Source organism: Methylobacterium sp. NPDC097929 (genome assembly GCF_049543375.1).
In the GTDB taxonomy this organism is placed as follows: Bacteria; Pseudomonadota; Alphaproteobacteria; order Rhizobiales; family Beijerinckiaceae; genus Methylobacterium.
In genome coordinates, this window is the sequence record NZ_JBMVEP010000004.1 from 1 (window position 1) to 22,183 (window position 22,183).

Annotated in this window: 24 protein-coding genes; 21 read left to right on the forward strand and 3 right to left on the reverse strand. The window is 69.1% G+C overall.

Annotated features, from left to right (window positions below):
* The first annotated feature begins 331 nt into the window (after nucleotides 1-331).
* Nucleotides 332-1,012: a response regulator transcription factor gene (locus ACPCJR_RS12490; protein ID WP_391512378.1), complete on the forward strand. Its 681-nt coding sequence runs from the start codon at nucleotides 332-334 to the stop codon at nucleotides 1,010-1,012.
* Between the two features lie 106 nt (nucleotides 1,013-1,118).
* Here ACPCJR_RS12490 and ACPCJR_RS12495 read toward each other — a convergent pair whose 3' ends face one another.
* Both ACPCJR_RS12495 and ACPCJR_RS12500 read right to left on the reverse strand, forming a co-directional pair.
* Entirely contained in the window at nucleotides 1,119-2,528 is a 1,410-nt protein-coding gene (locus ACPCJR_RS12495) for a flagellin (protein WP_391512379.1), read from the reverse strand.
* Nucleotides 2,529-2,885: 357 nt separating this feature from the next.
* Nucleotides 2,886-3,185, reverse strand: a complete 300-nt coding sequence (locus ACPCJR_RS12500) for a PilZ domain-containing protein (protein WP_391512380.1) — start codon at nucleotides 3,183-3,185, stop codon at nucleotides 2,886-2,888.
* A 420-nt stretch (nucleotides 3,186-3,605) separates the two neighbouring features.
* Here ACPCJR_RS12500 and ACPCJR_RS12505 point away from each other — a divergent pair, with 420 nt between their 5' ends.
* Nucleotides 3,606-4,706, forward strand: a complete 1,101-nt coding sequence (locus ACPCJR_RS12505; RefSeq protein ID WP_391512381.1) for a hypothetical protein — start codon at nucleotides 3,606-3,608, stop codon at nucleotides 4,704-4,706.
* 19 nt (nucleotides 4,707-4,725) lie between these two features.
* Here the strand turns inward: ACPCJR_RS12505 and ACPCJR_RS12510 are convergent, their stop codons facing one another.
* On the reverse strand, nucleotides 4,726-4,860 hold the full coding sequence (locus ACPCJR_RS12510; RefSeq protein WP_391512382.1) for a hypothetical protein: 135 nt from the start codon (nucleotides 4,858-4,860) through the stop codon (nucleotides 4,726-4,728).
* Between the two features lie 473 nt (nucleotides 4,861-5,333).
* Here ACPCJR_RS12510 and ACPCJR_RS12515 point away from each other — a divergent pair, with 473 nt between their 5' ends.
* The 19 genes from ACPCJR_RS12515 to ACPCJR_RS12605 all read left to right on the forward strand — a co-directional run bounded on the left by ACPCJR_RS12515 (nucleotide 5,334) and on the right by ACPCJR_RS12605 (nucleotide 22,160).
* Entirely contained in the window at nucleotides 5,334-5,828 is a 495-nt protein-coding gene (locus ACPCJR_RS12515) for a hypothetical protein (protein ID WP_391512383.1), read from the forward strand.
* 121 nt (nucleotides 5,829-5,949) lie between these two features.
* Entirely contained in the window at nucleotides 5,950-7,209 is a 1,260-nt protein-coding gene (locus tag ACPCJR_RS12520; protein WP_391512384.1) for a DUF1217 domain-containing protein, read from the forward strand.
* Between the two features lie 4 nt (nucleotides 7,210-7,213).
* A complete protein-coding gene (flgF, locus tag ACPCJR_RS12525; protein ID WP_391512385.1) occupies nucleotides 7,214-7,942 on the forward strand; it encodes a flagellar basal-body rod protein FlgF in 729 nt (242 codons plus the stop codon).
* A 4-nt stretch (nucleotides 7,943-7,946) separates the two neighbouring features.
* The gene (fliI, locus tag ACPCJR_RS12530) at nucleotides 7,947-9,275 is read left to right on the forward strand and encodes a flagellar protein export ATPase FliI (protein ID WP_391512386.1); all 1,329 of its coding nucleotides are present in this window, start codon (nucleotides 7,947-7,949) and stop codon (nucleotides 9,273-9,275) included.
* 169 nt (nucleotides 9,276-9,444) lie between these two features.
* Nucleotides 9,445-10,656, forward strand: a complete 1,212-nt coding sequence (locus ACPCJR_RS12535; RefSeq protein WP_391512387.1) for a flagellar hook protein FlgE — start codon at nucleotides 9,445-9,447, stop codon at nucleotides 10,654-10,656.
* Nucleotides 10,657-10,735: 79 nt separating this feature from the next.
* Nucleotides 10,736-12,205, forward strand: a complete 1,470-nt coding sequence (flgK, locus tag ACPCJR_RS12540) for a flagellar hook-associated protein FlgK (protein ID WP_391512388.1) — start codon at nucleotides 10,736-10,738, stop codon at nucleotides 12,203-12,205.
* 7 nt (nucleotides 12,206-12,212) lie between these two features.
* A complete protein-coding gene (locus ACPCJR_RS12545) occupies nucleotides 12,213-13,265 on the forward strand; it encodes a flagellar hook-associated family protein (RefSeq protein WP_391512389.1) in 1,053 nt (350 codons plus the stop codon).
* Nucleotides 13,266-13,305: 40 nt separating this feature from the next.
* Nucleotides 13,306-13,656 (forward strand): flagellar biosynthesis regulator FlaF, encoded by a 351-nt coding sequence (gene flaF, locus ACPCJR_RS12550; protein WP_391512390.1) that lies wholly within the window; start codon nucleotides 13,306-13,308, stop codon nucleotides 13,654-13,656.
* Between the two features lie 46 nt (nucleotides 13,657-13,702).
* Nucleotides 13,703-14,200, forward strand: a complete 498-nt coding sequence (gene flbT, locus ACPCJR_RS12555; RefSeq protein ID WP_391512684.1) for a flagellar biosynthesis repressor FlbT — start codon at nucleotides 13,703-13,705, stop codon at nucleotides 14,198-14,200.
* Nucleotides 14,201-14,204: 4 nt separating this feature from the next.
* Nucleotides 14,205-14,612 carry a flagellar hook assembly protein FlgD gene (gene flgD, locus ACPCJR_RS12560; protein ID WP_391512391.1) on the forward strand — a complete coding sequence of 136 codons (408 nt, stop codon included), beginning with the start codon at nucleotides 14,205-14,207 and terminating at the stop codon, nucleotides 14,610-14,612.
* A 160-nt stretch (nucleotides 14,613-14,772) separates the two neighbouring features.
* A complete protein-coding gene (fliQ, locus tag ACPCJR_RS12565) occupies nucleotides 14,773-15,039 on the forward strand; it encodes a flagellar biosynthesis protein FliQ (RefSeq protein ID WP_110350743.1) in 267 nt (88 codons plus the stop codon).
* 330 nt (nucleotides 15,040-15,369) lie between these two features.
* Complete coding sequence (gene flhA, locus ACPCJR_RS12570) at nucleotides 15,370-17,451, forward strand: flagellar biosynthesis protein FlhA (protein ID WP_391512392.1); 2,082 nt, start codon at nucleotides 15,370-15,372, stop codon at nucleotides 17,449-17,451.
* Nucleotides 17,448-18,218 carry a flagellar biosynthesis protein FliR gene (fliR, locus tag ACPCJR_RS12575; RefSeq protein WP_391512393.1) on the forward strand — a complete coding sequence of 257 codons (771 nt, stop codon included), beginning with the start codon at nucleotides 17,448-17,450 and terminating at the stop codon, nucleotides 18,216-18,218. The genes flhA and fliR overlap by 4 nt, the downstream gene beginning before the upstream one ends.
* Nucleotides 18,219-18,337: 119 nt before the next feature.
* Nucleotides 18,338-18,748, forward strand: coding sequence for a hypothetical protein (locus ACPCJR_RS12580; RefSeq protein ID WP_391512394.1), 411 nt, complete (start codon nucleotides 18,338-18,340; stop codon nucleotides 18,746-18,748).
* A gap of 72 nt (nucleotides 18,749-18,820) precedes the next feature.
* Nucleotides 18,821-19,303, forward strand: a complete 483-nt coding sequence (locus ACPCJR_RS12585) for a rod-binding protein (RefSeq protein WP_391512395.1) — start codon at nucleotides 18,821-18,823, stop codon at nucleotides 19,301-19,303.
* A 5-nt stretch (nucleotides 19,304-19,308) separates the two neighbouring features.
* Nucleotides 19,309-19,641 (forward strand): flagellar protein FlgN, encoded by a 333-nt coding sequence (locus ACPCJR_RS12590; protein ID WP_391512396.1) that lies wholly within the window; start codon nucleotides 19,309-19,311, stop codon nucleotides 19,639-19,641.
* Between the two features lie 3 nt (nucleotides 19,642-19,644).
* On the forward strand, nucleotides 19,645-20,091 hold the full coding sequence (locus ACPCJR_RS12595; RefSeq protein WP_391512397.1) for a hypothetical protein: 447 nt from the start codon (nucleotides 19,645-19,647) through the stop codon (nucleotides 20,089-20,091).
* 77 nt (nucleotides 20,092-20,168) lie between these two features.
* Nucleotides 20,169-21,062 carry a dihydrodipicolinate synthase family protein gene (locus ACPCJR_RS12600; protein ID WP_391512398.1) on the forward strand — a complete coding sequence of 298 codons (894 nt, stop codon included), beginning with the start codon at nucleotides 20,169-20,171 and terminating at the stop codon, nucleotides 21,060-21,062.
* A gap of 99 nt (nucleotides 21,063-21,161) precedes the next feature.
* Nucleotides 21,162-22,160, forward strand: coding sequence for a DUF2336 domain-containing protein (locus ACPCJR_RS12605; protein WP_391512399.1), 999 nt, complete (start codon nucleotides 21,162-21,164; stop codon nucleotides 22,158-22,160).
* The last annotated feature ends 23 nt before the right edge of the window (nucleotides 22,161-22,183 follow it).

Here is a 22,183-nt window from a genome sequence, read left to right on the forward strand (position 1 = left end):
ACATCTGCTCTCTCCTCCGTCCTGCCAGACGGATCGTGTATTGGTGACACGAGACAGATGGGGACGGCCGGCGGAGGACCTCAAACAGGCTCTAACGCTTCGTAACGGCGCGGGCCGGCCTTAACGGGTCGTTAACCATTCCAGCCAAAAAGCTCACACCGTCAAATGTTGCAGAAAGCGGCTGCCGGCGAGCGTCGATCGAAGACCGACACGTTCCCTCCACCACAGACCGCAGCATTCGATCGATCTTCAACAGTCCGATCGGCCATGGCGGCGAGCGAATGACCATCGCTCGCGACGCAATGACCTCGCACATCTTCGAGCACTGGCGATGTACATCGTTGTCGACGAGCGGCAGAGCGTCACCGAGCATTACGTCGCCGGTTTCGGCGCCGAGGGCGTGAAGGCGCAGGGACTGGCGATCGGCTCCATGCAGGGCTGGCTCGACGCCGCGCCGCGGATCAAGGTGGAGGCGATCGACGGCTTCCTGATCGGCGATTGCGCCGACCGCACCTCCTGCACCGTGGCGATCCGCTCGCTCAGCCGGGCGCCGATCATCGCCCTCAACGAGACCCGCTCCCTCGAACAGACCCTGGCGCTCTTCACCGCCGGCATCGACGACGTGGTGCGCAAACCCGTCCATGTCCGCGAGATTATCGCCCGTGCGAGCGCGATCCGGCGTCGGACGGGCCGGGGCGCCGAACCGGCCCCCGCCCCCGATCAAGCCGGTCGCCTCAAGGTCCATACGGATGGGCGCGATCCCGAAATCGACGGCGCCTGCCTGATCCTGCCCCGGCGCGAGCGGCACATCCTCGAATACCTCTCCAAGAACCGCGGCCGGCAGGTGACGAAGGGCCAGATCTTCACGGCGGTCTACGGCGACCTCGACACCAGCGTGGAGGAGAGCGTGGTGGAGGGCCATATCAGCAAGCTGCGCAAGAAGCTGCGGATGCGGCTCGGCTACGACCCGATCGAGGCCAAGCGCTTGGCGGGCTACACCTTCGTCGGCTGAACCAGCCTTTTTCGGCCCCATGAACGAGAAGGGCCGCGCCCGATGCCGGGCGCGGCCTTTTTCTGTCACCGCGGTCCGCCGGTGTCGGCGGACCGGCTCGCCCGGATCAGCGGAAGAGCGAGAGGACGTTCTGGCTGCCGGAATTCGCGATCGACAGCGCCTGGACCGCCAGCTGCTGCTGCGTCTGCAGCGCCTTCAGCTTGGTCGATTCCTCCTCGATGTCGGCATCGACCAGGATGCCGATCGTCCGGTCGTTGGCCTTCATCAGCGTTTCCACGAAGGTCATCTGACCATCGATCTGCGTCTTGCCGGCGCCGAGCTTGGTACCCGCATCCGTGACCTTGGCGATGACCTTGTCGACCTGGGTGATGAGGGCCTTCAGCGTGTTGTCGCCGGTGGTGCCCGCCAGTCCCGAGATGTCGATGGAGCCAATCGAGTAGCCGGTGGCCTCGACGGTATCGAGGATGCCCTGGCCGCTTGTGGTGGAGGCCGCCGTGCCGGCGCCCTTGCGGGCATCGGTGCCCGCGGTGCCGGTGCCGAAGCCGAGGCCGAGCTTCGCGCCCGCCGTGATGCCGTTGTCGTTGACGATCGCGGAGTTCTGGATCGTGATCGCGGCGTTGGTGGTGGCGCCGGTCGCGGTGGTGACGAACTGCAGGCGCCCGCTGGTGTCGAGCGAGGCCTTCACCTTGCCGCCGAGATTGGCCGTACCCGAGGCCGCGATCTGGTTGTTGATCGCGTCGAGCAGTTCCTCGGTCGTGACCTTGGCGAGGTTCGCCGCCGCCGACTTGAGGGTCGACTGATCGAGGCGGATCGTCGCCGTCGAGGTGTCGTCGAGCGTCAGCGTGAAGATTTCCTGGTTCTGGCCGCTGAAGTCGGCGGTGCCGGCATTCGCCGTGCCGGGCCGGAAGGCGGCCGTACCGGTCAGAGCGGTCGTGCCGGTCACGGTACCCGCCGTCCCGGCCGACGACACGGTCGAGCTCGACACGTCGTAGAGCTTGATCGCGTTGACGTCGATGTTGACGGTCGAGAAGTTGATGGTGCCGGAGGCGCTGCGGGAGAAGCCGGCGATCACGGACTTCGTGCCCTGGTAGCCCGCCGCCTGCGAGTCGACCGAGAGCCAGTTCTGGCCGCTGGAGTTCGACGAGTCGGCCGTCGACTTCATCTTGCTCTGGATGGCGGCGATCTCGGTCTGCACCTTGGCGCGGTCGACGCCGGGCTGCAGGGCGGTCTGCAGCTTGGCGCGCATGTTCTGCAGGTCGGAGAGCACCGAGTTGAGGCCGTTATAGGCGGTGTCGACGGCCGAGGAGCCGAGGCCCAGCGAGTCCTTGACGGCCGACAGGGCGGAGTTGTCGGTGCGCACGGTGGTGGCGATCGACCAGTAGGCGGCGTTGTCGGCCGCGGTCGACACGCGCTGACCGGTCGAGACGCGGTTGGAGGTCGCGTCGAGGTTGGCGTTGATGCTCTTCAGCGTGGTCAACGCCGTCATCGCGGAGTTGTTGGTCAGCAGGCTGGTCACGGATCTGTCTTCCGGGGATGATGAGGACGGGACGGTTCTCGAGGACCGGGCTCGCACCGGTGCGGCCGCACGGCCCCTCACGGGGGGCCGCGGCGAGCCCGTAGGGCTCGTGGCGCCGCGCATCACACCTCCGGACTCGCACCGGATCAGCGGACCGACATCATGTCCATGGACCCGGAGGGTCCACCCGCTGGCCTGTCTTCGAAGGTCTCCGCATGGCGGCCAAGATGGCTGCCGAGAGCGCCTTTCGATGCCGCGAGAATGACCGGGGCCCGTTACGAAGCGATTAAGCCGGCCCGGGCGGCGCCGTCCCGCCGGGGCTCTCCACAGAGCGGGTGACCGTCTGTGGACAAGCGGCTAGGGAGCCGCCGCCTCGTCGAAGGCGACGCCCGCCAGATCGCCCCGCCGCCAGCACAGCCGGGCGGGCAGCGTGCGCAGGTCGTGCGCGGCGATCACGAGGGAAAAGCTTTCCGGCAGGACGTGCCGCGAGTCGACGCGGATCTTGGCGCCCCGGTGGGAGAGGTCGCGCACGGTGCAGGCGATGAGACGCTCGGGACCGAGGACGATGCGGCCCTGCTGCACGACGCGGTGACGCTTGCCCACCCGCGCGACCGCCGCCGCAGCCTCCGGCGAACCATTCCCCCGCGGATCGGCCATGCTCGCCTCCGGCGCCCGTCTCTACACTTCGGCTTAAAGTCCCTCCGCCGCCCTGTCGATGAGATGGGACATCCCTTCGCCGGGCATCGTTAACCCGGCATCAACCTTCGCGCTTGCAATCCGCAACCTATATTTCAGGGGGCAGGCCAGTTGCTCACTGGATGGTCTGCACGGGATCCGGTCATCTTATCCACACCGACCAAGAGGCGGTAGAATAGGGTTCGACAGCCACAGTGTCTGTCAGGTGCGATTGCCCAATGCTGCAATCGTTGCAGTCAGTCCGAATGCGAGAGCGTTCTAGGTTGAGATTCTTGAAGCGCGCCCCTTCGGTGGATGCAGGTTTTTGATTGTGTTGTTGCCCGAAAGCCTCTGGACAGTCCCTGACGTATCAATTTTATTAACCAAAAATTGGGGGCCGTGATGAAATCAGGATTCACCAAGTTAATATGCTTCCAACTAGTTGTGACTCAGGTCGGCGGATGCGTTACCCCGTATAATCTATCCAGCCCTGAAGAGGGAATTCCGGTTAGTAAAATCCTTAAATCAATCAAGTGTGAAATGATTACTTATCTTGAAGCAAACAGGCAGCAAAGGGAGTTATTTGGAGCGGCATATAAACAAAATCTTCCCAGTGCCTACAACCACCGCTATCTTGATATAGCGGACAATTTGTTTGCAGGTGTTTATGTAGATCTCAAGGAGGTTGACACCAAATCGTTAACCGTAGGGTTCAACCGTATTTCCCGGCTCGTGGATTATAAATCTCTTACCCTCGCTGCCGGACCATCTGTTTCTGAAACTGATACATTCGAAGTCGCTCAAAATTTTGCAGTTCTCCAAAGCGCCAGGATCTATCGTCCATTTTACGGTAAAACATCGATTCCTGAACATCGCCCGGCTGCCGAAGACTTCGATTGCTATAACAGTCTGCCTCACGGCGGCGATATTAACTTTCAAGACGTATCGGCAAATCTGTACGGCTCGAACTTCAAGAGAATATGGGTGGGTTCCGATCAAACACTTTCACAATGGCTGCAAAACATTACAGTTGATATGTCTAAGAATTATCTAACGTCTATTGATAGCCGAGAAATAATGGCTCCTGGGCAAATATCCTACTCTTTTGCCCTGAGTTACAAATTGGGCATTGGCGGCAGTTATGAACTCATTGCGCAGATTTGGAACCCCTTGAGCGTTACTCCGGCTGCATCGATAGAGAGAACTAGTACATTCCGATTTATATTTAACACAAACTACGCTCCAATTGCGCGTGCTGCTGACACAGGTGCAGTTGGAGTTGATAAAGTGCCGTGTCCGGCAACCGCTCAATTAGCAGACGAGGATTGCGATGTCGGATCAAGTCATGGGCGGACTTACTTGAATAAGAGAGGACGTACGCTTGCCGATGGCGCACCCATCTCTCCCTCGCCGGATAATAGAACGCGCTTTGATAGGAAGAATAATCCTTCGGTATTCTTTACCCTACCTCTAGGAATCCCACTCACTCCGAGCCAGCGCTAAATTTGCAGGGATGACCTCATCACAGCCACTCTCGGCTCTGCATACCGCGCACCTCGATCTCAGCGCGCTGCAGGATGCGCCACGCACGGGCGCTGGGGAAAGTGCGCCGCAAAGCCTCGCCGTTGATCGTCCCCCAAACAGTGAACTCGTCCATCGCAGTATTTTGCACCGGGCAAAGCCGCCCTTGGTGCTGCGGGCCTTCACTGCAACTGCGCTAACCTGTTGCATCCTGCTCTCCTCTGCGTTTCCGTAAGAGGAGCAGACTGTCTTTTTTACTTCGAGAGCTGGCCGATTAGGAAAAAATCCGCAATCAGGTTGCATTCTTTTTTGTTCGCTTCATCCAGACTGCTTTATTAGGAGCGCATTAACCATGCGCACCTAGGAAAACTGGTTGACGATCGGTGTGTGGGCGTGTGCGAAATGCAAGCGTGCAGGAAGCATAACCGTACACGGATCGTGAACGATGACGTCTTCCGCCCCCGGGATGCGCCGCGGAGACCTTCGTGTCCGCGCGCCGGCCCTGGAACCGACCCGCCGAGACCCGCGATGCAGTTCGATCCCGCACGGCGATCCTCCTCCGCCGGCGCCCGCTCGCCGCGGCCGGTCTCACGACCGGTGTCACGACCCTTGGCGGTCAGCGTCGCGGCCCGCCGCGCCAGGGAAGCGGCCGGCGAGCGCACCGTGCTGGCGGCCCTCGTCCTGCTCGCCCTGACCGCCAGCGGATTTGCCGGCTACGCCATCTCGACGGGCACGCACGGCTACGCCGTGCAGGCGGTGCTGCCCGCGGGCACGCCGCCCTTCGCCTGGAAGAAGAGTGTGGCGCAGGGCCGGCTCGCCGATCCCGATTTCGATCCCGTCACCACCGGCTCGCTGCCGGACCGCCCCGTGGCCGCCGCCCTGCCCCGTGACCCGGCGGAGCGCCCGGCCCCGCCGCAGGCGGGCACCTACGCCCTGCGCGGGGTCGCCGACGGCGTCGCGACCCTGGAGAGCCGCGAGGGGCGGCTGACCGCCTCCCTCGGCAGCGTGCTGCCCGGCGCCGGCCGCGTGCTGTCGATCCGCCGGACGGGCGCGGGCTGGGTCGTGATCACGACCGAGACCATCATCGGCCCGGTCGCGCCGTGACCGCACCGGACGAACCCCGGCAAGCCCGGGACAAGCAAGCCGCCCTAGAGCCGGGGTCGCGTTCCGTCCGCACCGCTCCGACGGTCGCCCTCCTCCCGCGCTCACGCCCAGGCGCCCGCCCGTGACCGACACGCTCACCAGTTACCGGCTGATCGCCAAGGATCTCACCGCCTCCCTCGCACGGAAGGCGGCGGAACCCTCGGTCGCGCGCGAGACCGCCTATTACGAGGCCCATATCGGCGCGGTGAAGTCGGTCGACGACCTGCTCGGGGACCAGCGCCTCTACGCCTACGCCATGAAGGCCTACGGCCTGGAGGAGATGACCTACGCCAAGGCCTTCATGCGCAAGGTGCTGGAGGAAGGGGCCGCCAGCGCGGCGAGCTTCGCCAACCGGCTGGCCGACGAGCGCTACACCGCCTTCGCCAAGGCCTTCAGCTTCGGACAGGGCGTCTCCGCCGCGGGCGCCGACGCGGCCCGTTTCGGCGAGCAGGCCCGTGCCGCCTCGCTAAGCGCACCGAAACTGCTGGCCGCTTCCTACGATTTCAGCGGCCGGGCGGAGGCGAGCTTCGTCGTGGAATCCCGGCTCGACGCCGCGACCACGCAGTCGGTCACGGTGCGGCTCGACGCGCGGGCGCTCGCCGGCCGGGTGGAAGACCTGTCGAAGGTGACGCCCGCGGAGATCGCGGCGGCGGTGGCCGCGCAGATCGAGGCGTCCGCCTTGAAGGGCAAGGTCCAGGCGGGGCTGGCCGCCGACGGAAGCCTGTTCTTCGAGACCTCCGCCCTCACCGATCTCGGCGCCGACGGCGCCTCCGGCGGCACGGGGCGCGATGCCGACACGCTGGTGAGCGCGGGCGGAGCGAACCGCACCCTGGCGATCCGCAACGCACCCCTCTCCGCCCCGGACCGGATCGCGGCCGATGTCGGCTTCGGCACGGCGCTGGGGCCGGATTCGATGGCGCAGACCGTCACCCAGGCCTATCTGCGCCAGTCGCTGGAGGGCGAGGCGGGCGACGCGGATACGGGCGTGCGCCTCGCGCTCTACTTCGCCCGCAAGGCGCCGACCCTGGGCAGCGCCTACGACATCCTCGGCGATGCGGCGCTGAGCCAAGTGGCCAACACCGTGATCGGCCTGCCGGCTACGAGCGGCGCGGCGACGAGCGAGGCCCTGGCCAAGCGCGCCGCGCTGATCGCCGAGACGATCGACATCGCGGGCTTGCGCGACCCGGACAAGCTCGACGCCTTCGTGCGTCGCTTCGCGGCGATCTGGGATGCCCAGAACAACACCGCCAGCGCGCCCGTGCTCGCCCTGTTTACCGGATCCGCCAACGGCATCGACGCCGAGATGCTGACGAACGCGCAGGCCGCGCGGGCGGGGAGGTAGGACGATGCAGAGCAGCCTCTACGTCGCCCTCTCGAGCCAGATCGCCCTCGAGCGGCGCCTGACCACCACCGCCAACAACGTCGCCAACATGGCAACCGCCGGCTTCCGTGCGGAGGAGACGAGCTTCTCGGAACTGCTCGCCCGCTCGAACCGCGGCGAGGTCGCCTTCGTCGGCCCCGGCAAGGCCACCATCTCGCGGGCCGCCGGCCAGACCACGCGCACCGATGCCCCCCTCGACGTCGCCGTCCAGGGCGATGCCTGGCTCGGGGTCAAGGGACCGAAGGGCGAGACGCGCTACACCCGCGACGGGCGCCTGACCATGGACGCCAACGGGCAGCTTCGCACGGTGGGCGGGCTGCCGGTGGTCGATCCCGGCGGCGGAGCGCTCCTGCTCGATCCCCAGGCCGGCCCGCCGGTCATCGGCCGCGACGGCAGCATCCACCAGGGCGTCAACCAAGTCGGGGCGCTCGGCGTGTTCACCCTCGACCCGAAGGCCGTGCTGACCCGCTCCGGCGAGAACGCCGTGGCCTCCAGCATCCCCGGCCGGCCGGTGCAGGACTTCACCCGGATCGGCCTGGTGCAAGGGTATGTCGAGGGCGCCAACGTCAATCCGATCCTGGAGATGACCAAGCTCATCGCGATCCAGCGCGCCTTCGAGAGCGCGGCGACGATGACCTCGGAGGCCGACAACACCCTCACCGGCGCCGTCAAGACGCTGGGTCCGCAGGGCTAGCGCGATGACGCAGAACGCCATCGAGCGCCTTCACCGAGCGATGGAGGCCGGGCGCCGCGACCTGCCTCTGGTGCGGGTCGCCGGCCCCGTGCGCGAGGTCACCGCCAGCGCGGCGCGGGTCGCGGGCGTGTCCGCCTTCGTCCGGCTCGGCGACCGCATCGGCTTCTCCGCCGAGGGCCGCACGCAGGTCGGCGAGGTGGTGCGCATCGATGCGGCCGGCGCGACCGTGAAGCCGTTCGAGAGCCGGATCGAGGCCGGCATCGGCAGCCTCGCCCACCGCATCGGCCCGGCGCAGCTGCGCCCGGATCCGCGCTGGAAGGGCCGGGTGATCGACGCGCTCGGCCGCCCCGTCGATGGCCTCGGCCCGCTCACGGAGGGGCCGCGCAGCGTCCCTCTCGACGCCGACCCGCCCGCCGCCATGACCCGCGCCCGGGTGAAGGCGCCGCTGCCCACGGGCGTCAGGGCGATCGACCTGTTCACGCCGCTCTGCGCCGGCCAGCGCATTGGCATCTTCGCCGGCTCCGGCGTCGGCAAGTCCACCCTGCTGGCGATGCTGGCCGGCGCCCAAGGCTTCGACAGCGTCGTCGTGGCGCTGGTGGGCGAGCGCGGGCGCGAGGTGCGCGAATTCCTCGAAGGGCCGATCGCCGCCGCGCGCGAGCGCGCCGTGATCGTGGTCTCGACCGGCGACGAGAGCCCGATGATGCGCCGCCAAGCGCCGAAGGTGGCGCTGGCGATCGCCGAGTCCCTTCGCGATCGCGGCGAGTCGGTGCTGCTCATCGTCGATTCCGTGACGCGCTACGCCCACGCCGCCCGCGACGTGGCGCTGGCGGCCGGCGAGCCGGCGGTGGCGCGCGGCTACCCGCCGAGCGTCTTCTCGGACCTGCCGCGGCTCCTGGAGCGCGCGGGCCCCGGCGCCGAGGGGACGGGCACGATCACCGGCATATTCTCGGTGCTGGTGGATGGCGACGACCACAACGATCCCGTCGCCGACTCGATCCGCGGCACGCTCGACGGCCACGTGGTGCTCGACCGCGCCATCGCCGAGCAGGGCCGCTACCCGGCGATTGACCTGCTCGGTTCGATCTCGCGCCTCGCGGGCGAGGTCTGGACCGGGGACCAGCGCGAGCTGGTGCGCAAGCTCAGGAGCATGATGGCCCGCTTCGAGGAGACGCGGGACCTGCGCCTGATGGGCGGCTACCGCGCCGGCAGCGATCCCGATCTCGATCAGGCCGTCAGCCTCGTGCCGCGGATCTACGAGGCCTTGCGCCAGGAGCCGGGCCAGCCCCCGAGCCGCGACGCCTTCCTCGAACTCGCCCAGTCCCTGCGGGGATGAGCGTGGTCTTTCATTCCGAAAACACGGCGGACGACCGCCACCCCGCCTCGGCGGGGGCAGCCGGCACGGCAGCGAACGCTGTGCCGGCAGAGGTCGCCGTCTCCTTCAGCCCCGCGCAAGCGACGCCGTGTCCATTGCGCCAGAATCCGAAAGTCAACGAGGTGTCAGCATGAGTCTCATCGGCGTGCTCCGCACCGGCGTTTCCGGGATGAACGCTCAGTCGAACCGCATCTCGACGGTGGCCGAGAACATCCAGAACGCCAGCACCACCGGCTACAAGCGCACTTCGGCCGAGTTCTCCTCGCTGCTGCTCGATTCCGGCGATGTCGGCAACTACAACTCCGGCGCGGTCGAGACTACCTTGCGGCGCGCGGTCAGCGAGGGCGGCCCCATCGCCTCGAGCAATTCCGACAAGGACCTCGCCATCCAGGGCAACGGCTTCTTCGTCGTGCGCGACGCGGGCGGCGCGCCCTTCCTGACGCGGGCCGGCAACTTCGTCGTCGACGGCAAGACCGGAAACCTCGTCAATTCCGGCGGCTTCACCCTGATGGGCTACAGCCTCGCCAACGGCACGCCGAACCCCGTCCTCAACGGCGTCGCCGATCTCCAGCCCGTCAACGTCAGCGTGATGGGCCAGGAGGCGCGCCCCTCCACCAATGCCACGATCAGCGGCAACCTCTCCTTCGAGACGCCGGTCTACGATCCCACGGCGACGGGCGCCGTCGGCTACTCGAAGAAGAATTCGCTCAAGGTCTACGACAACGTCGGCCAGCCGGTGACGCTCGACGTGCAGATGACCAAGACCTCCAGCGACACCTGGGCGGTGAGCTTCTTCAGCCCGGGTTCCGGAAACGCCTTCGTCGGCTCCACCACCGTGAGCTTCGACGGCAACGGCAAGGTCAATGGCGGCGGCACGGCTACCGTGCAGGTGCCGAACGGCCGCAGCGTCAAGGTCGATCTGGCAGGCCTGACGCAGCTGTCGGGCGACCACAACCTCTCGGGCACGGCCGACGGCTCGTCGCCCACCGCCGTCACCGGCACCGCCTTCGGCGAGGACGGCACGGTCTACGCGGTCTATTCCGACGGCACCCGCAAGGCCGCCTTCAAGGTGCCGCTCGCGGATGTGGCGAGCCCCGACAACCTCGCGCCGCGGGCCGGCAACGTCTTCACGACGAGCGCGGAATCCGGCGACATCCAGATCGGCTTCGCGGGTCAGGGCGGGCGCGGCATCATGAAGGCCGGGGCGCTCGAACAATCCAACGTCGACGTCAGCACCGAGCTGACCACGATGATCGAGTCGCAGACGGTCTACACCGCCAATTCCAAGGTGTTCATGACCGGCAACGAGCTGCTCGAAACCCTGATGAACCTCAAGCGCTGACGCGCGGCGCCGCCGCACCGGGATGCGCCCGCCGGCCGCGGGCGCATCCCACTCGTCTCCGCGTCCCAGGAACCGACCGATGGGTCTCACCCTCGCGCTCAACACCGCGCGCGCCTCGCTGCTCGCGAACGCGAACCAGATCGCCGTGTCCGCGCGCAACGTCGCGGGCGCGAACGATCCCGGCTACTCGCGCAAGATCGCGACGCTGGTCGCGGGAAGCGCGGGCGGCGCCACGGTCACCATCACCCGCGCGGGTGATCCGGCGCTCTATGCCCGCACGCTGGCCGCCTCGTCCGATGCCGCCCGCGGCGACGCCCTGCTGAGCGGGCTGACGAAGCTCGCACAGACCGTGGGCGACACCGACGACGCGACCGCGCCGGCCGCGCGCCTCTCGGCCCTCCAGGCCGCCCTCCAGGCCGCGGCCAACCAGCCCGACAACCTGCAGCTCGCCCGCGACGCAGTGGAGGCGGCCAAGGCGCTGGCCGGCAGCCTGAATCAAGCGGCGGGCGCCGTCCATGCCGTGCGGGCGGAGGCCGATGCGGACATCGGTGACGCGGTGGCCCGCATCAACGATCTTCTGGGACGGTTCGACAGCGCGAACCGGGCCGTCACCCGGCTCACGGCCACCGGGGGCGACGCCACCGACGCGCTGGACGACCGCGACCGCATCCTGACCGCGCTCTCGCAGGAGATCGGCGTCACCGCCGTCGCCCGCGAGGGCGGCGACATGGCGCTCTACACCGATGGCGGCGTCACCCTGTTCGAGCGCGGCCCCCGCGCGGTCGCCTTCTCCCCCACTGCCGCCTTCGCCGCCGGCACGCCCGGCGGCAGCGTGACGATCGACGGCGTACCCGTCACCGGCGCCGCCTCGCCGATGCCGCTGTCCTCCGGACGGATCGCCGGGCTCGCCGCTCTGCGCGACGGCGTGGCGGTGACCTACGAGGCGCAGCTCGACGCCCTGGCCGGCGGCCTGATCGGCGCCTTCGCCGAGAGCGACGCGGTGGGACCCGTTGGCGGCCCGCGGGCCGGCCTGTTCACGGCCGGCGGCAACGCAAGCCTGCCCGCCTCCGGCACGGCCGGGCGCGGCGGCCTCGCCTCGTCGATCGCGGTCAACCAAGCGGTCGATCCCGCCCGGGGCGGCAGCCTCGCCCTGCTGCGCGGCGGCGGCATGAACGGCAGCGACTATGCCGATCCCGCCGCGGGCGGCGACGCCGCCTATGCGGGGCGCCTGCGCGGCCTGCTGGCCTCGCTCTCCGCCGCGCAGACCCTCGATCCGGCCATCGGCCTCGGCGGCGCCGCCGGCTTGCCCGACCTCGCCGCGTCCTCCGCCGGCTGGCTCGAAGCGCAGCGCAAGGACGCCTCGGTCGAGGCCTCCTATCAGAAGACCCTGCTGGCCCGCGCCAGCGAGGCGCTCTCGAACGTGGCCGGCGTGAACGGCGACGACGAGGCCGCGCTCGCCTTACAGCTGGAGCGCTCCTACGGCGCCTCGGCCAAGCTCATCGGGGTCGTGAACGACCTGCTCAAGACCCTCCTCGACGCGGTGCGGTGACACGACCATGATGACGACGGGCTTCATTTCGAGCCTTACCCTCTGGAACGCGCCGCGCACCGGCGCCGCGCGCCTCCAGAGCGATCTCGCGACCGCGACCCGGGAGATCGCCACCGGCCGCCTCGCCGATGTCGGCGCGACGCTCGGGGGCGGCGTCACCGAGGCCTTCGGCCTGCGCCGGCAGAGCGCCGTCCTGGCGGCGCTGACGCAGAGCAACGCGGCGGCCTCGCTCCGGCTTCAGGCCACGCAGGGCGCGCTCAAGGAGATCCAGACGGCCGCCGACGCGACGCTTGCCGAACTTACCGCGCTTCCCGCCAGCCAGCGCGGGCAGACGGCCGCGGAGGCCGCCCGCGGCCGCCTCGCGGCGCTGGCGGGCGCGCTCAACACCAACGCCAGCGGCCAGTTCGTGTTCGGCGGCACCGCCAGCGGGACGGCCCCGCTGACGGCCTACGAGGGCAGCCCGGCCTCCGCCGCCAGGACGGCGGTCGAGGACGCCTTCGCCCTCTCCTTCGGCTTCGCCCCCGGCTCCGCGGCGGCGTCCGGCATCACGCCTTCCCAGATCGAGAGCTTCATCGACGGTCCGCTCGCCGGCCTGTTCACCGAGGCGAACTGGAAACAAACCTGGTCGGGGGCGTCGAGCCGGACGATCGACAGCCAGATCTCGCTGACCGAGACCGTCGGCACCTCGGCCACCGCCAATGCGGACGCCTTCCGCAAGCTCGGCATGGCCTACGTCGTCGCCTCCGGCCTCGGCCTGTCCGGCCTCTCGCAGGACGCGCAGCAGGCGGCCACCGGCCGGGTCATGGATCTGCTGGGGCAGGCCAGCGGGGGCCTGACGACGATGCAGGCCGATCTCGGCCGCAGCCAGAGCCGGATCACGGAGGCCAATGCGCGCATGGCCAAGCAGACCGCGCTGCTGACCGGACAGATCCGGGATCTGGAGAGCGTCGATCCCGCGGAAGCCAAGGCGCGGGTCGATGCCATCACCACCCAGATGCAGATGTCCTACGGGCTGACCGCGCAGCTGCGCAGCCTCAGCCTGATCAACTTCCTTTCCTGACCGCCCGCTTTTCCCCATCGCGCACGGAGCGTCGGCCCCGATGTACCGCCTTTCCTATTCCGAGATCATGGAGGACGCGCCCGATCTCGGCCGCGAGCGCGAGCGCGAGGCCTTCGACCGGGCGCTCGGCCTGCTGCGCTCGGCCGAGGCGCGCGGCCCGGCCGCGGGCGCGGAGCGCAACGCCGCGGTCGGCTCGATCCAGAACCTCTGGAACGTGCTGATCGCCGACCTGCTCGACCCCGAGAACGGACTTCCCGAGGGCCTGCGCTCCGACCTCGTGGCCATCGGCCTGTGGACCATGCGCGAGGCCGGCGAGGTGCTGAACACGCCCGAGCGTAGCCTCGCGGCGTTGATCGAGGTCAACACCTCGATCCGCGACGGCCTGCGGTGAGGGGCGGACGATGACGCGCGAGTCCGGCCGGGCCACGGCCCGCACCATGCATCTGAGCCTGAAGGCGGGCGAGCGCGTCTACATCAACGGCGCGGTGGTGCGCGTCGACCGCAAGGTCGCGCTCGAACTGATGAACGATGCGACCTTCCTGCTGGAGGGCCACGTGCTCCAGGCGGAGGAGGCGACGACGCCCCTGCGCCAGCTCTACTTCGCTGCGCAGACCATTCTGATCGCGCCGGCCCAGGCGGTCCCGGCCCGTTCCCTCTACGCCCGGATCGAGGAGGGCATCCTCGCCGCCACCACCGATCCCGCGATCCGCGAGGGGCTGACGGCGGCGCACGCCCTGGTCGAGGCGGGCCGCGCCTTCGAGGCCCTGAAGCTCATCCGCGGCCTCTACCCGGCGGAGGCGACGCTGCTCGGCGCGGCGGGCTCTCCCCCGGAGGTGCCCCCCGCCGCCCTGCTCGTGCCCCCGGCCCGCACCGGCCAGCGCCGCCGGCCCGCGGCCCGCGTTCGGCCGGCCGCCCCTCCCTCCGACAAGGCCTGAACCCATGGACGTCACCGCGACCGGCGCGAGCACCGGCACCACCACCGGCGCTGCGGCGAAGGCGGCGACCTCGGTCGCCTCCAAGATGAACGCCGACACCTTCCTGCAGCTGCTGATGGCCCAGCTTCAGAACCAGGACCCGACGAAGCCGATGGATTCGACGGAGTATGTCGGCCAGCTCGCCTCGTTCTCGCAGGTCGAGCAGGCCACCAAGACCAACCAGAAGCTCGACTCCCTGCTGGCCTCCAGCTTCCTGAATCAGGCCGACGCGATCATCGGGCGCACGCTGACTTCGGCGGACGGCCTGACGACCGGCACGGTGCAGTCGGTGCGGGTCACCAGCGACGGCGTGATGGCCAAGCTCGCCGACGGCCGCGAGATGCTGCTCGTCTCGGGCATCTCCATCAGCTAGACCATCGTGCCGGACATCGTATCCGGCACGATGTTCCAGTCTCTCGTTTCGCATCGTCCTTTGCCGAAAGCCGGCGGCCACCTTTCGGGACGATGCTCGAGCGCAAGGTCGCGACGCGCCGGCCGACCCGAAGAGACATGCAGCGACGAAAGTCCCTCCCATGAACGAGGTCGACGCCCTCGAACTCGTGCGCTCCGCCATCTGGACCGTGCTCGTGGCCGCCGGGCCCTCCGTCGGCGCGGCGATGCTGGTCGGCATCGCGGTGGCGCTGCTGCAGGCGCTGACGCAGATCCAGGAGGTCACCCTGACCTTCGTGCCGAAGATCGTCGCGATCCTGCTGGTGATGCTGGTGACGGGGACCTTCGTCGGCTCGCAGATCTACGCCTTCGCCGAGATGACCTACGGGCGGATCGCGACGGGGTTCTGAACCGCGCCGCGCGCAAAGCGGCGGTTGGGACCGGACGGAGAAAGCTGTCGAGACTTGGCCGCCCGGTCCCGCGCGAAAGCCCCGACCTTGGGAAGGACAAAAGCTTCGACGGAAAAGACTTTAGCAGCACGGGCGCCCTTGCGCAGCCCGGGATTCGATGCCCTGCCATGCGGCACTCGCCTGTGAATTCCGGTGAACGATCCCGGAAAACCGCCGGGCCGCAACCGCTTCCTTCACACTCCCGACGCAGGGCGCCGGTGCGCAGCGGCCATCCCCGCGCAAGCTTTGTCGGCCAGAACCGCCCCGATCTTGAGGGAGTCGGTTCACGTCATGGCGGTGAGCGAAGCGCTCGTCCTGGAAAAGCGGTCGCGGCGGGATTTCGGCTTCGCCGCCGGCATCGTCGCGATCCTGGCGGTGCTGTTCCTGCCGGTGCCGGCGGTGCTGATCGATATCGGGCTCGCCTTCTCGATCGCGCTCTCGGTGCTGATCCTGATGGTGGCGCTCTGGATTCAGAAGCCGCTCGAATTCTCCGCCTTCCCGACCGTGCTGCTGATCGCGACGCTGCTGCGCCTCGCGCTCGGCATCGCCACGACGCGCCTGATCCTGGCCAACGGCCAGAAGGGCGTGGATGCCGCCGGCCACGTCATCCAGGGCTTCTCGCAATTCGTGATGAGCGGCGATTTCGTGATCGGAATCGTCGTGTTCATGATTCTGATCACGGTCAACTTCCTCGTCATCACCAAGGGTGCGACCCGCATCGCCGAGGTGGGCGCCCGCTTCACCCTCGACGCCATCCCCGGCAAGCAGATGGCGATCGACGCCGATCTCAATGCCGGGCTGATCGACGACAAGGAGGCCCAGCGCCGCCGCTGGGAGCTGGAGGAGGAATCGGCCTTCTTCGGCTCGATGGACGGCGCCTCGAAGTTCGTGCGCGGCGAGGCGGTGGCCTCGCTCATCGTCATCGCCGTCAACGTGTTCGGCGGCGTCATCATCGGCACCACCCGCCACGGCATGCCGCTCGGTCAGGCAGCGGACGTGTTCGTCAAGCTCTCGGTCGGCGACGGTCTCGTCTCGCAGATTCCGGCGCTGATCGTCTCGCTCGCCGCCGGCCTGCTCGTCTCCAAGGGCGGCACCCGCGGCGCGGCCGAAGAGGCGGTGCTCGGCCAGCTCAGCGCCTATCCCCGCGCGCTGATCGTGGCCGCCGCGCTGATGCTGATGTTCGCCCTCGTGCCGGGCCTGCCCTTCCTGCCCTTCGTCGCCCTGGCCGGGCTGATGGGCTTTGTGGCGATCACCATTCCGAAGCGCCGCGCCGCGCAGGCCGCCCTCGTTGCCGCGAAGGCCCGCCGCGAGGAGGAGGCCAAACAGACCGAGGTCAAGGATTCGGTCAAGGAGCAGCTGCGCACGCCGGAGATCGAGCTCTGCCTCGGCCGTCAGGTCGCCGCGCAGATCCAGGGCAGCCATGCCGAGCTGCACCATCGCGTGGCCAAGATGCGTCGCAAGTTCGCGCGCCAGTACGGCTTCGTCGTGCCCGACATCAAGCTCAGCGACAGCCTCAACCTGCCGCCCAAGACCTACCAGATCCGCATCCACGGCACGGTAGCCGCGACCCAGGAGATGCGGCCGGGCGAGCTGCTCGTCGTCGTCGGCGACGGGCCCCGCCCCGACGTGCCGGCCGAGGAGGTGCGCGAGCCCGCCTTCGGCATGCGGGCGCTCTGGATCGTCGATGCCTATGCCGGCGAGGTGCGCCGCTCCGGCTTCGAGGCGATCGACGGCGCCTCGGTGCTGCTCACCCACCTCTCCGAGGTGATCCGCAACAACCTGCCCCAGTTCCTCTCCTACAAGGACATGCGGGCGCTGCTCGACCGGCTCGACCCCGAGTACAAGCGGCTCATCGACGAGATCTGCCCCTCGCAGATCTCCCATTCGGGCCTCCAGGCGGTCCTGAAACTCCTGCTCTCGGAGCGGGTCTCAATCCGCAACCTGCACCTGATCCTGGAAGCCGTGGCCGAGATCACGCCGCACGCCCGCCGCGCCGAGCAGATCGCCGAGCACGTGCGCATGCGCGTCGCCCAGCAGATCTGCGGCGATCTCGCCGAGGACGGGGTGCTGCACGTGCTGCGCCTCGGCGCCAACTGGGACCTCACCTTCCACCAGAGCCTGAAGCGCGACGCCAAGGGCGAAGTCGTCGAGTTCGACATCGACCCGCGTCTCGTGGAGCAGTTCGGCACGGAAGCCGGCGAGGCGATCCGCGAGCGGATGCGGCAGGTCCACGGCTTCGCCCTCGTCACCGCCCCCGACGCCCGGCCCTACGTGCGGATGATCATCGAGCGGATGTTCCCGACGCTGCCCGTCCTCTCGCACCTGGAGATTGCCCGCGGCGTCGAGATCAAGTCGCTGGGCACCATCGCGTGATCCCGGGCTTCGGGAGCCTGCTGGGGGGCGACGCCTTCCTGGCGACCTTCCTGATCTTCTGCCGCATCGGCGGATGCCTCCTGATCGTGCCCGGCTTTTCCAGCCCCCGCGTGCCGGCGCAGGTGCGCCTGCTCATCGCGGGCGGGGTGTCGCTGGCCGTCACGCCGCTGCTGCTGCCGCTGTTCCAGGGCCGGCTGCCGGGGCAGGCGCCGACGGAGATCCTGGTCTGGATCGGCAGCGAGACGGTGACGGGGCTGCTCATCGGCCTGCTCGGGCGCATCTTCGTCTTCGTCTTGGAGACGGTGATGAACGCGGTCTCGACCATGGTCGGCTTCGGCTCGATGCCGGGCACGCCGGTCGAGGGCTCGGAGGCGCTGCCCGCGATCGAGTCGCTGATCGTGTTCAGCGTGGTGGCGCTGATGTTCGCCGCCGACCTGCACTGGGAATTGCTGCGCGGGCTCGTCGATTCCTACGGCCGCATTCCGCCGGGCGACGGCTTCGGCACGCAGACGGCGCTGGTGCGCATCGCCGACCAGATCGGCGAGGCCTTCACGCTCTCGCTCCGGATCGCGGCACCCTTCATCATCTACGCGGTGGCGGTGAACCTCGCCTCCGGCTTCGTGAACAAGCTCACCCCGACGATCCCCGTCTACTTCGTCGCCACGCCCTTCGTGATGTTCGGTGCGCTGATCCTGCTCTACACCCTGTCGAGCGAATTCATGACGCAGTTCCTGACCGGCTACCTCGCCTGGCTGCGCAAGGGCTAGAGCATCGTCCCGAAAGGTGGCCGCCGGCTTTCGGAAAAAAGACGATGCGAAACAAGAAGCTAGACTATCGTGCCGGATACGATATCCGGCACGATAGTCTAGGGAAGGACTGAGATCGCGTGTCCGCCGCCGACCTCGCCAAGCGCCTCAAACGGGCCGAACGGCTCACCGCCGTGCAGGAGCAGATGCGCCGCGCCGCCGAGTGGCAGCTCGCCCAGACCCGGCGCGACGCCGAGGCCGTGGAGGCGGATCGCGCCGCCCTGCTCGCCTCCGTCGGATCCTCCGCCCACGGCCACCTCTTCCTGGAAGCGGCCAACCGCCGCCTGCGGAGCCTCGCCGCTCGGGCGACCGAACTCGAACGCATCGCCGCGGCCCAAACCGACGCGGTGCGCGAGCAGGGCCTCGCGCTCAAGCGCGCGGAATTGAGCGCCGAGCGGATCGGGACCTCGCTCGGCCGCGAGCGCGAGCGGCTCGAAGCGATGGAGCGGCTCGACGGCCTCACGCGGGCGCGCGACGCAAGCCTCCCGTAAGCCAGCGAGGCTAGGGTCCGGCCGATCTTCTGGCGGCGCAGCGTTCTGCGCCGCGTCAGGTTCGATGGCCCGATGAGCATCACCCCCCCTTCCGACATCATCATGGACGTGGCCCGCGCCGCCGATCCGGCCCGCTACCAGGAGGCGGCGGCCAAGCTGTCGCAGCCCGGCGACCCGGCCGCCTTCGCCAGCGCCGCCGACGAGGCAGCCCGGGAGGCGGGCCTGAGCACGCATCTGCCGCTCGACGTGCACGGGACGCTGACGGGCCTGAAGAACGACACCGCCCGGACCGGCGCCGCCGACCCCTACCGCAAGTTCGAGGGCCAGGTGATCCAGCAATTCGTCGAGGCGATGCTGCCCAAGGCCGAGACCGTGTTCGGCAACGGCAATGCCGGCGGCATCTGGAAGTCGATGCTCTCCGAGCAGATCGGCCAGCAGATCGCGAAGACCGGCGGCATCGGCATCGCCCGGATGCTGAACGGCGCCCGCACCGAGGGCGCGACCGTGTCGCCCTCGGCAGCACCCGCGGCCACCGGCGTGGCGAGCAAGGTCTGAGCCCGATGCTGCTCGAATCTCTGAAGCGGCTGGAAGCCACGGTCGAGGCCGAGACCGAGGCTCTGGCGGCCAACGCCGCCCTCGATCTCGACGCGGTCAACCGGGCCAAGAGCCGGAGCCTGCTGGAACTCACCCGGCTGGCCCGCGGCATCGATCCGGCAAACCTCGACGCCGAGACCGGCATCGTGCTCGCCCGCCTGCGCGACAAGCTGATCCGCAACCAGGAGGCCGTCGCCCTGCATCTGCGGGCGGTGGAGGAGGTCGGGCAAACGCTCCAGGCGAGCCTTCAGGCCGCCGAATCCGACGGCACCTACTCCGCGCGCGCCGGGCGGGACTGAGCGATGCGCGTCCTCTTCAGCGGCCTGTGGATCTGCGCCGTCACCATCGTCTCCTGCTACGCGGCGGTGACCTTCGGCGGCGGCTTCTTCACCAAGTCGACCGAGCCCTATCTCGAAGGGCTGCAATATCAGAAGCTCGCACCCATCAACATTCCGATGGTCGCCGAGGGCAAGGTGCAGGGCTACGTCGTCGCCGTACTTGTCTTCACGGCGGACGCCAAGCTGATGCACACGCTGCCCGTCGCGCCCAACGCCTTCGTCGTCGACGAGGCCTTCCGCCAGATCTACGGCGACACCGCGATCGATTTCCGCAAGCTCGCCCGCTACGACATCAACGGTCGGCTTGCCCAGATCCGGGCCAGGGTCAACGAGCGCCTCGGCTCCGACGTGGTGAAGGACGTGCTGGTGGACGAGCTGAACTTCGTGGCCAAGCGCGAGGTGCGCTCGTAGCGGCGGGCCGAGCGCAAGCGACGCCCGTCGGGCACGCGTTGACGGCGCGCGCGGGCGCGTCTCATGCTGGAGCGGTCATGACCTGCTTCACCGGCCTCTCCGCCTTCCCCATCACGCCGGCCTCCCCGGACGGCCGCGTGGACGTCGCGGCCCTGCGCGCGCTCGTCGCGCCGCTCGCCGCCGCGGGGGTTGATTCGATCGGGCTTCTGGGCAACACCGGCACCTACGCCTACCTGTCGCTGGAGGAGCGCCGCCGCGCCCTCGACGCCGCCCTGGACGAGGCGAACGGCCGCGTGCCGATCCTGGTCGGCGTCGGCGCGCTGCGCACCGACGCGGCCGCGGGGCTCGCGCAGGATGCCAGGGCGGCGGGCGCCGCCGCGGGGCTTCTGGCGGCGGTCTCCTACACGCCGCTGACCGACGAGGAGGTGTTCGAGCACTTCGCCACGGTCGCGGCGCAGGGCGGCCTGCCCCTGTGCATCTACGACAATCCCGGCACCACGCATTTTCGCTTCACGCCCTCGCTGGTCGGCCGGCTCGCGGCCCTCCCCGGCATCGCCGCGCTCAAGAGCCCGGCGCCGGAGGCCGCAGCGGTCGCGGATCATCTCGACGCCCTGCGCCGCGCCGTGCCGCCGACCTTTCGGCTCGGCTTCAGCGGGGACTGGAACGCGGCGGAGGCGCTGCTGGCCGGCGGCGAGGCTTGGTACTCCGTGGCGGCGGGCCTGTTGCCCGAGCCCTGCCTCGCGATCCTCGCGGCGGCGCGGGCGGGCGAGGCCGCTCGGGCGCGGGCGCTGAATGCGCGCATGCAGCCGCTCTGGGATCTCTTCCGGGAGCATTCGAGCCTGCGGGTCAGCTACGCGGCCGCGCGCATCCTCGGCCTGTGCCGGGCCGATCCGCCGCGGCCGATCCTGCCGCTGCCGCCCGCGGTCCAGGACCGGGTGGCCGATGTCCTGAGAGGGCTCGACCCCGCCTGATCGGCCGGCGCGGGACAGTGGCGGCGGCACCCCTTTAAAGGTCGATTCACGCAGACCCGTTCTACTCGCGGCCTGTCAGTTCTGCGTAATCGAAGTGCCATGTCCTCATCGGTCGCCGAAGCGCCGGACCTGTCCGGCCTCATCGAACTCTCGCGCGATCCCGCGCTGGACCTGAAGCCCGTGATCCTGCGGGTGCAGACCGACCTCTTTCTCGCCGCCCCCGTCCACGACCGCGCCATCCTCCAGGCCTTCGAGTCGCTTGCCGCGGGGCTGATCCCCACGGTGGACGAGGAGACCCTGCGCATCGTCGCCGACAAGCTCGGCGGATGCCCCGACGTGCCGCCCGCCGTGCGCGCCGCCCTCGCGACCCGGGGCTTTCCCGTCGCTCCGCCGCAGGAGGCCGAGACCGAGGCCGAGGCGGACCGCGCGCTGGCCGCCAATCCCGGCGCGCTGATCGGGACGCGTGCCCTGGAGCGTCTGCTCGCCCGCGCCCGCACCGACGCCGATCTCGCCAGCACGCTGCTCGCGCGCCCCGACATTCCCCCCGCCGACCTCGCCCCGCTCTGGCTGCAGGCCGGTCCGGAGCAGCGCCGGGCGATCCGGGAGGCCGTGGAGGCCACCGCCGCCCTGCGCCCCTGCCCGCCGGCTCCGCGGGCGCTGGCCACTACCCTGGTCGAGAAATCACACGGCCGGGACATCCAGGGCTTCATCACCACGCTGGGCCAGGGCCTCGGCCTGCCCGAGAGTTATCTCGGGGCCGCCAGCGACCCGGCCGCCCGCTACGACCTTCTGACTCTGGCCCTGCGCGCGGCGGATCTGCGCGAGGGCGAGGCGGTGTTCGTCTTCCTCACCCTCAACGACAGCGTGGCCCGCTCGGTCGATCGCGTCTTCGCCCTGGTCACGCTGTTCCGCGAGACCAGCCGCGCCGCCGCCCGCGACCTGCTGAGCGCGATCCTCGGCGCCTCCGTGATGGAGCGGACGGGAAGCGGAGAGCACCAGCCCCTGCACGGCCCCGAAGCCAAGCGCGGGGCCGCAGTGGCGAGCGAGCGCGGCGGCCTGCGCACGGTGCTGCCGTCGCGCCTGCGCCGCACGAGCTGACCGGCGCTCGCGGACGCCGAGGA